This is a genomic window from Sulfitobacter sp. HI0129 (genome assembly GCF_001635395.1).
Classification (GTDB): domain Bacteria; phylum Pseudomonadota; class Alphaproteobacteria; order Rhodobacterales; family Rhodobacteraceae; genus Sulfitobacter.
The window spans coordinates 1-11,614 of the sequence record NZ_LWGH01000952.1 but is presented as its reverse complement, the minus strand read 5'-3'; the positions used below and the strand labels follow the sequence as shown (position 1 = coordinate 11,614).

Below are 11,614 nucleotides of genomic sequence, written 5' to 3'. Positions count from 1 at the left end.
GCTCCGGTTCATCGGCGAGGGGGAAGGGTAGGGCCATCAGGTCAGTTCCAGACTGTCGCCAACGCTTACCGTCCCGCTCTGGACGACACGCGCATAGATGCCGAAGTCACGATGGCCCATGGTCTGCAGCAGTTTGAGCGTATCCACATCGCGTTCGCCCGTACGGGGGTTCGCGGTGGTTGCGAGGCATCGTTCGATCCTTTCGGCGACCCGCAGAACGGCCCCGCCGATTTTCACATCCCGGTTGATCCATTCGAATTCCGCCCAAGGCGAAGCGCCTTCGAACCAAATGTTGCCACGCCAGCGTAGAGGCGAAAGAGCCTCCCCGGCGAGGTCTTCGACCTCCGCGTGAGAGGCTGTGTTGCACAGAGATACCGAGGGGAATTCCGTATCCGTGAATCCGCGCCGGTCCAGACGGAACACCCGGTGCGGCAGGGCGCGGTTCTGGGGCACGAGGGGGGCCACCCATTCCAGCAGGCGCGCGGCATCCCGCTCCGGATGGAGGGTGATTTCCGGCCTCTCGGGGTGGCGCAGCGTGATCTCTTCTGTCTTTTCATCCAGAACAGCGTCAATAGCCACAAGCTTCGGCGCCTTCGCCCCGATAGAGAAATTCTGGCAAGGTGCCCATTCCGAACCATCGGCGCGGGCGTGATCATGTGCGACCGCCCAGAGCCTGTCGAAGGGCATGGCCTGCCCTTCGGCGAGATATACGGTCTTGAGGTCCTCGCGCCCGTGACTTTTCAGCGGGTGGCGGAAAAGTCGGGAGACCTTCATCATTTCTTCGCATCCGGCTTCGACTTGCGGGCGAAACCACTTTTGATGTTGCCGAGCAGGTCAGGCTTATAGCCCTGACTGCGCATGATCAGGTACTGCTGGGTAAAGGTGATCGTGTTGTTCGCGATCCAGTAGACGACAAGCCCGCTGGCAAAACCGCCGAGCATGAACATGAAGACCCACGGCATCCAGGCAAAGATCATCTGCTGGGTCGGATCGGTGGGCGCCGGATTGAGCTTCTGCTGCAGCCACATGGAAATGCCCAGCAGAAGCGGCAGGATACCGATGAAGATGAGGGCGAGGATCGTGCCCGTTTCCGGCGCCGCAAAGGGAAGCAACCCATAGAGGTTGAAAATCGAAGTGGGGTCAGGCGCTGAAAGGTCCTGGAAGGGGCCAAAGAAGGGCGCATGCCGCAATTCGATGGTGACGAAGATCACCTTGTAGAGCGAGAAGAAGATCGGGATTTGCAACAGGATCGGCAGACAGCCCGCCGCGGGGTTCACCTTTTCCCGCTTGTAGAGCTCCATCATGCCTTGTTGCATCTTTTGCCGGTCGTCACCCGCTTCTTTCTTCAGCTTCTCCATCTGCGGCTGAAGTTCCTTCATCTTCGCCATGGAGACATAGGATTTATAGGCAAGCGGGAAGAGCAAGGCCTTGATCAGCAGCGTCAGGGCGATGATCGCGATACCCATGTTGCCGATAAGCTGGTTCAGCTCGTGCAGCACCCAGAAGATCGGCTTTGTCAGGAAGAAGAACCAGCCCCAGTCGATGCTGTCGATGAACTTGGTAACGCCCAGATCTTCGTAGTGGCGGAGGATTTCCCATTCCTTCGCACCGGCAAATAGCTGCGTGGTCACGGTTGCGGTCTGGCCGGCGGCGACTGTCTGCGTGGGCAGACGGGTGAAGGCATGGTAGATGTCCGACCGCGGGTTATAGGTGAGCGCCTGATCGACGCCCTGATTGTCCCCGGGGATAAGGACGGCCTGCCAGTAATGGTCGCTGAACCCGATCCACCCTTCCATGACGTTTTCACGTACGATGGCCTGGCGGCCCCATTTGGGATCGACTTCGGCTTCGGGAATTTCATCCCAATCGGTTTCCAGCAGCTCCCCATCGGCCATGGAAACGGCGCCTTCATGAAGAATGAAAAAGCTTTTCAGATCGCTCGGCACGCCGTGATGGGCCACCATGCCATAGGGGGCAAGGGACACGACCGTATCACTATCGTTCAGGACACTCTGCGTGATGGTGAACATGAAGCGGTCGTCAACGGAGATTGTCCGCCGGAACGTCAGACCGGCATCGTTTTGCCATTGGAGGGTGATGGGGGAATCCACGCCAAGGGTTTCCCCTTCGACCACTTCCCACAGGGTATCGAGACCGGGAACGGCTTCGGGGGGCAATCCGGCGCCGGCGGCCCAGCCCTGCATGGCATAATAGGCGTCTGGCGTGCCTGCGGGGGAGAGCATGGTAACGATGGGGGCGTCTTCGTCGATCGTCGTGCGGTAATCGTTCAAAGACAGATCATCGATCCGACCGCCGAGAAGGGAAATGGAACCGCTCAGCGCATCGGTGGCGATGGGCACGCGGGGCGCCTCCGCCAGTGTTTGCGCCGTCGTATCCGCCCCGACGGCAGCATCGCCCACGGTTACATCCGCGCTATCGGATGAAACAGCGGGGGGGACTGTTGCCGTTCCGGTGTCGGATTGTTCGACGGCGGCAGTTTCGGTGGGCGCCTGCGTTTCTGGAGGGGGGAAGACGACGAACCACACCAGTATCACGATGAAACTCAGGACAGTCGCGAGGATGAGATTCTTGTTCTGTTCGTCCATGGGACCGTTCCCTGCTGTCTCTGCGTATCAGCGTGGGTTCAACAGAGTGCCGGCCCAAAGGTCAAGCAGATTCAGGGTAGCGCCGCGTCGCCAACCGGCAGGGCGAGTGGGCATCGTAGCCCTTCAGCGTGATCTTCCTTCCATGATACGCGGAGTGTCCTCCAGCTTGGCATTGTGGCTGACGATCCAGTCGAGCGTCTCCTCGAACGGCATCGGGCGCGCGATGCCGTAGCCTTGTACATGATGGCAGCCGAGTTGGGCGAGAAGCACATGTTCCCCGACGCTTTCAACCCCCTCGGCCAGCGTTTCTACATTCAACCTCTCTGCCATGGTGAGTATCGCGGAGATCATACGCTGCTGTTCTGGATCGCGGTCTGCCTTCATAACGAAGGAGCGGTCGATCTTGATGCGGCTGACGGAAAATCTGCGGATCGAAGCGATGGAGGCATGGCCCGTGCCGAAATCGTCCAGATCGATACGACAGCCGAGTTCACCAAGTGCGATAACATTACGGGTGATCATGTCGTCCGGTTCCGAAGTGACGACCGTTTCGAGGATTTCGACCGAGAGTCTTTCGGGGGAAAGATCGAAGCGGTCGAGTTCCCATTCGATCTTGTTGATGAGCTGCGGATTCTTGAGTTCGGCGCCATCGAAGTTCACCCCCACCTGCGGGACCGATACGCCCGCGCTGTCCCATGCCTTTACCGCGGCGAAGGCGTGGTACATGACAACTTCGGCCAAACGTTCGAGCTTTCCTGCAGCCTCAACCACCGGGAGGAATTCTGCAGGAAGGATCAGGCCGCGTGTCGGGTGGCTCCACCTAGCGAGCGCCTCGAACCCGGAAATCAGCCCGGTATCGGTTGAGATCTGTGGCTGGAACCACGGCTTGATCTCTCCGCTCTCGAGCGCCTGTTCGACATCGTCGCGCAGCGCGCTGCGGATCTGTGTCTGGCGGCGCATGCTGTCCGAATATCCGCGCATGGCCGACGGACCCCGCGATACGGCCTCGGCGGCTGCGGTGGCGGCGGCGGCCAGCCAGGCGGCCCCATCGTCCCCCGGTGCACGGGCCAACTGGCAAAAGCCGACCGAAACGCTGACATATACCGATACACCATCAACGGAAACGGGAAGTTCCGCCACGGATTGCATCCGCCCCGCCATCTGTATGCAGCTTTCAAGATCGAGATAGCGCACCAGCGACAGGCAAACCGCAAGCTGCGAATCGGACAACGCACCGACCGTGTCGTCCGCGCGCATGGCGGCCAGCAACCGGTCGCCGATCTGTTCGCGTACCCTCAGCGCGGCAGCCGTACCATGGGTTGCGGTGATCTTTTCCAGATCTTCGATGGTCAGGACAAAGAGCGCCGATTGCCGGCCTGTTTGCGATGCCCGGGCATGTACCCGGTCCACCTGCCGGCCGAAGTGACCGCGCGATGCCAACCCCGCGTACCCATCGCTGCCTTCCGCCTCTTCTGCCGGTGTCCTACGGAAACCACCGGCCAGAAGATAGAGGATCGGCATGACACAGGATACGATGACGAGCGCGATTTCCCCGCCGAACCAGAAAGCGGACAGGGATATCGCGGGGACGAAGGCAAAGGCCGGGGGGCCGGTGAGGGTCTGCAGAACGATGGTGGCGAACTGCGCGCCTAGCGGGTTCCTTGCGGTGGACATCGACAGCTCCTTCCACGGGCGAAATGCCGCGTTTCCAGGGAAACCTAGCAAGGGGAGGATGGTCGCGGGTTAACGCTGACCCATCCCGGGGCGCAAAATGCCTAAAATTATTCGCAGTTCCGGGTGAGCGCAGCGAAGTCGAACAGCCCTGCGTCCAAGAGGTGGGAGGGCCGCGCGTTGGTCAAAGCCTTGAACATGACCTGCCGCCGCCCGGGCGAATTGCGTTCCCACCCATCGAGGATCGCCTTGACCTGCTGGCGCTGCAGCCCGTCCTGAGAGCCGCAAAGATCGCAGGGAATGATCGGATATCCCATGGCGGTGGAGAACTTTTCACAGTCGGCTTCGGCCACATGGGCGAGGGGCCGATAGACGAACAGATCGCCTTCCTCGTTCAGCAGCTTGGGCGGCATCGTCGCCAGCCGCCCCCCGTGAAACAGGTTCATGAAGAATGTTTCGAGGATATCGTCCCGGTGATGGCCCAGCACGACAGCGCTGCATCCTTCCTCGCGCGCGATCCGGTAAAGGTTCCCGCGCCGCAGCCGCGAACAGAGCGCACAGAAGGTCCGCCCCTCGGGCACCTTGTCCATGACGATGGAATAGGTGTCCTGATATTCGATCCGGTGGGGCACACCCATCCGTTCCAGAAAATCGGGCAGGACCGTGGCCGGAAAACCGGGTTGCCCCTGATCGAGGTTGCAGGCGAGGATCTCAACCGGCAAGAGACCGCGCCACTTAAGCTCATGCAAGACAGCCAGCAGGGTATAGCTGTCCTTGCCGCCCGACAGGCAGACAAGCCAGCGCGCGCCCGGTTCGATCATCCCGTAGCTTTCGATGGCTTCACGGGTCTGCCGAATGATTCGCTTGCGCAGCTTGCGGAACTCCGTGGTGCGGGGCGCGCCATGGAACAGGGGGTGAATATCGTCGGGATCGTCCAGCATGGAATGGGCTTATGCCATCGCTTCACGCCGTTCAAGCGTGGTCGAACGGACGGTTCAATCCGGCACTTCGTCGATGCCCGTCCCGCCCCACGGATGGCAGCGGCCCAAGCGGCGCAGTGTCAGGTATCCGCCGCGCAGACCGCCATGCCGTCGCAGCGCTTCGAGCGCGTAGGCGCTGCAGGTCGGATGGTAACGGCAGTTGTACCCGACCCACGGGCTGAGGATCAGCCGATAGGCTCGCACAGGCAACGCAAGGATATGGGCGAGCGGTGTCACGATTTTTCCCCGTGCAGGATGGCAAGCGCGCGGGCAAAGTCAGTTTGCAACTGGGTAAAGGGCAGCTCCGCGGTTGCGCCGCGCCGCCCGATCAGCACGTAATCCGCCCCCGGTTGCCCGAGCATCGGCAGTTGCAGCCGTGCCACTTCGCGCAGGCGACGCTTTGCCCGGTTTCGCGCCACGGCATTGCCGACCTTGCGCGAACAGGTGAAACCGACGCGCAGCGCATGGGGATGGGGGGCGGGCTCTTCGGGATTGCGCTGGCGCATCTGCAGGATGAAACCCGGCATGGCGACGCTGCGTGCCCGGGCCGCGCGCTGAAAATCCCGACGTTGCCGGATGGTGTGCAGACGCAAAGAAACCGCCGGGGGGTCTTCCCCCGCTTCGGCCAACTGGCCTGACTGGGGTGCCTCCGGCGGTATCATCGTTCTTTCCGTCGTGCCCGGGCGAAGAATGCCCGTTCTATCAGGCGCTCAGTTCCTTGCGGCCCTGACGGCGACGCGCGTTGATGATCTTGCGGCCGGCCTTCGTGGCCATGCGCGCGCGGAAACCATGGCGCCGCTTGCGCACGAGGTTCGAGGGTTGATAGGTGCGTTTCATCGCTCCGTCTCCACTTTTTGGGCCCGAACGCCGCGGAATCGTCGCGCCGGGTGCAATTCAGGCCCGTCCTCTACTGCCCCGTGCCACGCAAGTCAAACCCGTTGGCCGGTTTTTCGGCGCCGACTGCAACAATTCCCCGCATTGGGGCGCAAATTGTTTCAAGCGGGCGGCTTTACCGTCCAGATCAGGTACACATAGCATAGCTGCATCAAGGGAGCGTGAGAAGGCTGTCCTTTGCAGGGGGGAGGGTGCATCTGTAGTGAAGCCCGATATTTCGCAGAAAGCGCCAGATGCCCGATACGACCGATCCTGCGGAAAAATCCGCCTTCATGCATTATTTGCCGTTGATCGCGATCCTTATCGTTGCGGGAATCGGGGCCTTCACCCTGCGCGATTACCTCAGCTTTGAAACGTTGCGAAACAATCGGGAAGCCTTGTTGGCCTACAGGGACGACAATTTCGTGCTGACGGTGCTTTTGTTCCTGGCGGCCTATATTGTCATTGTGGGGTTTTCCCTGCCGGGGGCCACCATCGCCACGCTGACCGGGGGGTTCCTTTTCGGCACGTGGCTGGGCGTGGTGCTCAATGTTACCGGCGCCACACTGGGGGCGATCGTGATCTTTCTGGCCGCCCGGATGGGGCTGGGCGACAGGCTGAAGGCGCGAATGGATGCATCAGACGGGATGGTCAGCCGGATTCGCAAAGGGCTGGACGACAATCAATGGTCGATGCTGTTTTTCATCCGTCTTGTACCCATCGTCCCCTTTTTCGTCGCGAACCTCATCCCGGCACTGCTTGCGGTGCCGCTTTACCGGTTCGCGATTTCCACGGCGCTCGGGATCATTCCGGGCACTTTGGTGTTCACCTCCGTGGGCAGCGGGCTGGGACAGGTCTTTGCCCGGGGTGAAACGCCGGATCTCGGAATCATATTCGAGCCGCATATCTTGCTGCCGATCCTCGGTCTGGGGCTGCTGGCGCTCGTACCCGTCGTTTACAAGGCCCTGTCGGGTCGCAAGGAGACCTGAAAATGAACCGGATCAAGACCGATATCCTCGTGATCGGGGCGGGATCGGCGGGGCTTTCCGTGGCCGCCGGGGCAGTGCAAATGGGCGCCCGTGTCGTATTGCTCGAAGGGCACAAGATGGGGGGCGATTGCCTTAACTACGGTTGCGTGCCTTCGAAGGCGCTTATCGCCACGGGAAAGGCTGCTCATGCCCAACGCACCTCTGATCAGTACGGTGTCGCCGCGGCGGAGGGCAAAGTGGATTATGCAGCCGCAAAGGACCATGTGGCCCGGGTGATCGAGCAGATCGCCCCCGTGGACAGTCAGGAACGGTTTGAGGGGCTGGGCGTAGAGGTCATTCGCGAATACGGGCGTTTCATTTCCGACCAAGAAGTGCAGGCAGGCGAAACAGTGATCGAGGCGCGGCGGATCGTGATCGCCACGGGCTCTTCGCCGATGGTGCCGCCGATCGACGGGTTGCAGGACGTGCCTTTCGAGACCAACGAGACGCTTTTCGATCTGCGGGAAAAGCCCCGGCATCTGTTGATCGTGGGGGGTGGCCCCATCGGGATGGAAATGGCGCAGGCCCATATCCGGATGGGCTGCGAGGTGACCGTGATCGAAGGGGATCGCGCGCTGGGAAAGGACGACCCCGAAACCGCTGCCGTCGTTCTGCGCGTCCTGAAGGACGAAGGCGTCGTGATCGAGGAAAACGCCAAGGCGGCACGCATCAGCGGCACCGCCGGCGACATCAAGGTCGAAGCCGAAGACGGGCGGGTCTTCACCGGTTCCCACCTCTTGATGGCGGTAGGGCGCAAGAACAACACCGAGAAGCTCGATCTCGACAAGGCCGGGATCGAGGCGGAGAACGGCAGCGTGAAGGTCGACGCTTCCATGCGCACCTCCAACCGCCGCGTCTATGCGATCGGGGACGTTGCGGGCGGTATGCAGTTTACCCATGTCGCGGGCTACCACGCCGGGGTCATTATCCGGTCGCTGTTATTCGCGATACCGTCCAAGGCCAAGACGGCGCATATCCCATGGGTCACCTATACCGCCCCGGAAATTGCGCAGGTCGGCGCGACCGAGCAAGAGGCCCGGGAAAAGCATGGCGACAGGCTGGAAGTCGTGCGTTTCCACTACAACGAAAACGATCGCGCCATTGCCGAGCGGCAGACCACCGGGTTGATCAAGGTAATGGTCGTGAAGGGAAAACCCGTGGGAGCGTCCATCGCCGGGCATCTCGCCGGGGAGCTTATCGGGCTTTGGGCATTGGCACTGGCAAATAACCTGAAGATGAGTCAGATTGCAGGCATGGTTGCACCCTATCCGACCTATGGAGAGATCAACAAGCGTGCAGCGGGCGCCTATTTCAGCCCACGCCTGTTCGATAGCAAGCTTGTGAAAACCGTGGTCTCGCTCGTCCAGAGGCTCGTGCCGTAATCGTGTGAGCGCGATGTTCAATTCCCTTTCCGGCCGGCTTCTGGTTCTGACGACAGTATTCGTGATGCTGGCCGAGGTTATGATCTTCGTGCCATCGATCGCACGATTCCGCGAAGACTACATGTTGAACAGGTTGGAACGGGCACAGATCGCCTCGCTCACCCTGCTGGCGGAGGATATGATCGAACCTGAACTTGAAGAGGAGCTTTTGCGCAATGCAGAGGTCTTCAACGTCGTTCTGCGCAGGGATGAAGTGCGCCAACTCGTTCTGTCGTCGCCCATGCCGCGTGCCATCAGCGCCACCTATGACCTTCGGGATGCCCGTGCGGCCACGCTGATTCGCGATGCGCTGCGCAGGCTCGTCAACCCGCGCGAAGAGGTGGTGCGGGTCATTGGTGCCCCCGTCCGCGAAGCGGGCCTGCTGATCGAGATCACGATGGAGACAGCCCCGATGCGGGCCGCGATGATCGACTACGGCATGCGTATCCTTGCCCTTTCCGCCGTCATCTCCGCCGTGACGGCAGTCTTGCTGTTCTTTGCGATGCGGGCCTTGCTGTTGAAGCCCATCGCCCGTGTGGTGACGCAAATGCAGAACTATGCAGCCGCGCCAGAAGACGCGCGACGCATTATCAAACCCTCCGCCAGCGTTACCGAACTGCGGGAGGCCGAAGAGGCGCTGAACAAGCTGGAAACGGAATTGACGCAAGCTCTGCGACAGAAGGAACGCCTTGCGCAATTGGGTCGCGCCGTCAGCAAGATCAGCCATGATCTGCGAAATATCCTGACCTCGGCCCAATTATTCACCGACCGGATCGAGGCCTCTGAGGACCCGACGGTAAAGCGCATGGCGCCGAAGCTCGTGGCTTCCATCACCCGCGCAGTCCACCTGTGCGAATCCACACTGGCCTTCGGACGGGCGGAAGAGCCGGGGCCTACGCTCAACGTGGTCCCCTTGATGGGAATCGTCGAGGACGTGATGGAGGGCGAACGCCTCGCGGTGGGGGATTATCCGCTCACGCTCACCACAAAGATCGATCCTGCAATGATGATCCGGGCCGATCCGGAGCAGATGTTTCGGGTTCTGTCGAACCTCGTACGGAATGCGCGGCAGGCGATCATGGCCACCGGTGAACCCGGCGAAGTCGTCCTGTCGGCGGAGGAAGACCGCCATGCTTGGCGGGTAGAGGTCTCGGATACCGGGCCCGGATTGCCCAAGAAGGCGAAGGATCATTTGTTCAAGCCGTTTCAGGGCGGGGCGCGCAAGGGGGGCAGTGGCCTTGGCCTCGTGATCGCAGCGGAACTTGTTCGCGGCCACGGCGGGGAGTTGACGCTGCGGGAAACGGGGCCTGCGGGAACCCTCTTTCGGATCGAGTTGCCGAAAGGGGACGGCACCTTCTGACCCGGTGGAAAAGGCTGGCGAAACGCAATTCAGCCGAAGTGCGATTGAAGTGCGATTACAGGGTTGCATTGCCTCGCTGCGCCCACTAAACCGCCCGTCAGTGGACCGATAGCTCAGCTGGATAGAGTACTTGACTACGAATCAAGGGGTCGGGGGTTCGAATCCTCCTCGGTCCGCCACTTTGCCCCATATTTAGTCATTTTTCGAACCTCGTTCAGTATCGCGTGCCCTCCGGGGCACGATCGCGACACTCAGGAAGTTTTGTGCGAATTGAGGATTGGGACCTTGAATTGGCGCGCCCTATCCCCGAAAAGTCTTTGAGTTGTTCTGCCTGCGCGAGGTCTCGATGTATAAACTATCAAGTGCGATTGCATTCGTTCTGACTCTTGCAGGATGCAGCGCGATATATGTTTCCCCGCAGGTGGACGAACGGGATGGCAAGGTTCGGGTGATCCCGCTCAATGCCGAAACCGTGCTGATCGCAAACCGTGCCTCTTATAACCCGCGCCAGATACCGGCGGTGTTCTTCCAGAATGCCGGAAGCGGTGGCGGCGTTCGGGGCGCAGGTGCGCCGCCCCCTGCTTCTCTGGGGCCCGAGCGGCGGCCTGCCGCCTTGGCGACGCGCATTCCGACGAACGTGAATCCCGGCCCCTATCGGATCGGCGTCGGTGATGTGCTCTTGCTCGCGACGAAGTCGCCGGCGAGCACTGTAGAAGAACTCAGCGGTTTACTCGCTGCCCAGAACAGCCGCCAAGGCTACACCGTGCAGGATGACGGTGCGATTGCCGTTCCGGATGTTGGCCGGGTGATGATGGCGGGCCTCACCCTTGAAGAAGCCGAGGCGCAGCTGTTCCAGAGCCTCGTTCAGAACCAGATCGATCCGACGTTCAGCCTGGAGATTGCCGAGTTCAATTCGAAGCGCGTTTCCATCGGCGGAGCGGTCGCGCAGCCCACCGTGGCCCCGATCACGCTGACGCCGCTATTTCTCGACGAAGCGCTCGCCGCTTCAGGCGGGATCAGCGCAGGCGACCTCGACTTCGCATCCATCCGTATTTACCGCGACGGAACACTTTACCAGATCCCGCTTGAAGAATACCTGAGTCGGCCCGAGCTTCAGAAGCTCCGTCTGGTGGATGGGGACAGCGTTTTCGTGGATACGGAATACGACCTCGAAAAAGCACAAGCCTATTTCGCAGAACAGATTGCGCTTGCTCAGTTCCGCCAGCAAAGCAGGGTTCAGGCATTGAACGAATTGAACGCTGAGGTGTCGCTGCGTCGCGAAGCACTGAGCGAGGCGCGTTCGACGTTCAGGGATCGTCTTGAGTTCGATGCGGTGGATCGTGATTATGTCTACCTGACCGGGGAAGTCACAGCGCCGGGTCGCTTCGTGATGCCCTTCGGGCGCCAGGCCAGCTTGGCCGATGCGCTTTATGATGGTGAGGGGTTCTCGACCCAGACCGGCAACCCCGGCCAAATCTATGTGCTGCGCGGATCGTCCAATCCCGCAGAAATGGGCGCGGTGACGGCATGGCATCTCGATGCCGAGAATGCAGCCAATCTGACGCTGGCCACGCAAATGAAACTGCAGCCGAACGACATCGTCTTCATCGCAGAGCAGCCCATTACGGTCTGGAACCGCGCGTTCCAGCAGATATTTCCGACTGTGATTTCGACT

General features: G+C 60.9%; 11 protein-coding genes and 1 tRNA gene. 5 read left to right on the top strand and 7 right to left on the bottom strand.

Annotated elements, in window-relative coordinates:
- Positions 1–36: 36 nt before the first annotated feature.
- The 7 genes from A3764_RS21250 to rpmH form a co-directional block, all read right to left on the bottom strand.
- On the bottom strand, positions 37–777 hold the full coding sequence (locus A3764_RS21250) for an MOSC domain-containing protein (protein WP_067924109.1): 741 nt from the start codon (positions 775–777) through the stop codon (positions 37–39).
- A complete protein-coding gene (gene yidC, locus A3764_RS21245; RefSeq protein WP_067924107.1) occupies positions 774–2,606 on the bottom strand; it encodes a membrane protein insertase YidC in 1,833 nt (610 codons plus the stop codon). Before yidC ends, A3764_RS21250 begins: the two co-directional genes overlap by 4 nt.
- Positions 2,607–2,729: 123 nt before the next feature.
- Entirely contained in the window at positions 2,730–4,280 is a 1,551-nt protein-coding gene (locus A3764_RS21240; protein ID WP_067924105.1) for a GGDEF domain-containing phosphodiesterase, read from the bottom strand.
- Between the two features lie 107 nt (positions 4,281–4,387).
- The gene (ttcA, locus tag A3764_RS21235; protein WP_067924102.1) at positions 4,388–5,218 is read right to left on the bottom strand and encodes a tRNA 2-thiocytidine(32) synthetase TtcA; all 831 of its coding nucleotides are present in this window, start codon (positions 5,216–5,218) and stop codon (positions 4,388–4,390) included.
- A gap of 54 nt (positions 5,219–5,272) precedes the next feature.
- Positions 5,273–5,494 carry a membrane protein insertion efficiency factor YidD gene (gene yidD, locus A3764_RS21230; RefSeq protein WP_067924099.1) on the bottom strand — a complete coding sequence of 74 codons (222 nt, stop codon included), beginning with the start codon at positions 5,492–5,494 and terminating at the stop codon, positions 5,273–5,275.
- Positions 5,491–5,919: a ribonuclease P protein component gene (gene rnpA / locus A3764_RS21225; RefSeq protein WP_067924096.1), complete on the bottom strand. Its 429-nt coding sequence runs from the start codon at positions 5,917–5,919 to the stop codon at positions 5,491–5,493. The genes yidD and rnpA overlap by 4 nt, the downstream gene beginning before the upstream one ends.
- 40 nt (positions 5,920–5,959) lie before the next feature.
- On the bottom strand, positions 5,960–6,094 hold the full coding sequence (gene rpmH / locus A3764_RS21220) for a 50S ribosomal protein L34 (protein ID WP_067924094.1): 135 nt from the start codon (positions 6,092–6,094) through the stop codon (positions 5,960–5,962).
- 290 nt (positions 6,095–6,384) lie between these two features.
- Between rpmH and A3764_RS21215 the strand changes: the two genes are divergently transcribed.
- The 5 genes from A3764_RS21215 to A3764_RS21195 form a co-directional block, all read left to right on the top strand.
- Entirely contained in the window at positions 6,385–7,119 is a 735-nt protein-coding gene (locus A3764_RS21215; RefSeq protein WP_067924091.1) for a TVP38/TMEM64 family protein, read from the top strand.
- A 2-nt stretch (positions 7,120–7,121) separates the two neighbouring features.
- Positions 7,122–8,540, top strand: a complete 1,419-nt coding sequence (locus A3764_RS21210) for a dihydrolipoyl dehydrogenase family protein (RefSeq protein WP_067924088.1) — start codon at positions 7,122–7,124, stop codon at positions 8,538–8,540.
- A 13-nt stretch (positions 8,541–8,553) separates the two neighbouring features.
- The gene (locus tag A3764_RS21205; RefSeq protein WP_067924085.1) at positions 8,554–9,939 is read left to right on the top strand and encodes a sensor histidine kinase; all 1,386 of its coding nucleotides are present in this window, start codon (positions 8,554–8,556) and stop codon (positions 9,937–9,939) included.
- A gap of 102 nt (positions 9,940–10,041) precedes the next feature.
- Positions 10,042–10,118 (top strand) — tRNA-Arg (locus A3764_RS21200).
- A 272-nt stretch (positions 10,119–10,390) separates the two neighbouring features.
- On the top strand, positions 10,391–11,614 hold a 1,224-nt coding region (locus A3764_RS21195; RefSeq protein WP_082866012.1), incomplete at its 3' end, for a polysaccharide biosynthesis/export family protein.

What these genes read in the sequence shown, in the direction of transcription:
- rpmH (WP_067924094.1), bottom strand. Translation starts at nt 6,094, where the DNA reads ATGAAACGCACCTATCAACCCTCGAACCTCGTGCGCAAGCGGCGCCAT.
- yidC (WP_067924107.1), bottom strand. Translation starts at nt 2,606, where the DNA reads ATGGACGAACAGAACAAGAATCTCATCCTCGCGACTGTCCTGAGTTTC.
- A3764_RS21240 (WP_067924105.1), bottom strand. Translation starts at nt 4,280, where the DNA reads ATGTCCACCGCAAGGAACCCGCTAGGCGCGCAGTTCGCCACCATCGTT.
- A3764_RS21215 (WP_067924091.1), top strand. Translation starts at nt 6,385, where the DNA reads ATGCCCGATACGACCGATCCTGCGGAAAAATCCGCCTTCATGCATTAT.
- rnpA (WP_067924096.1), bottom strand. Translation starts at nt 5,919, where the DNA reads ATGATACCGCCGGAGGCACCCCAGTCAGGCCAGTTGGCCGAAGCGGGG.
- ttcA (WP_067924102.1), bottom strand. Translation starts at nt 5,218, where the DNA reads ATGCTGGACGATCCCGACGATATTCACCCCCTGTTCCATGGCGCGCCC.
- A3764_RS21210 (WP_067924088.1), top strand. Translation starts at nt 7,122, where the DNA reads ATGAACCGGATCAAGACCGATATCCTCGTGATCGGGGCGGGATCGGCG.
- A3764_RS21250 (WP_067924109.1), bottom strand. Translation starts at nt 777, where the DNA reads ATGATGAAGGTCTCCCGACTTTTCCGCCACCCGCTGAAAAGTCACGGG.
- A3764_RS21205 (WP_067924085.1), top strand. Translation starts at nt 8,554, where the DNA reads ATGTTCAATTCCCTTTCCGGCCGGCTTCTGGTTCTGACGACAGTATTC.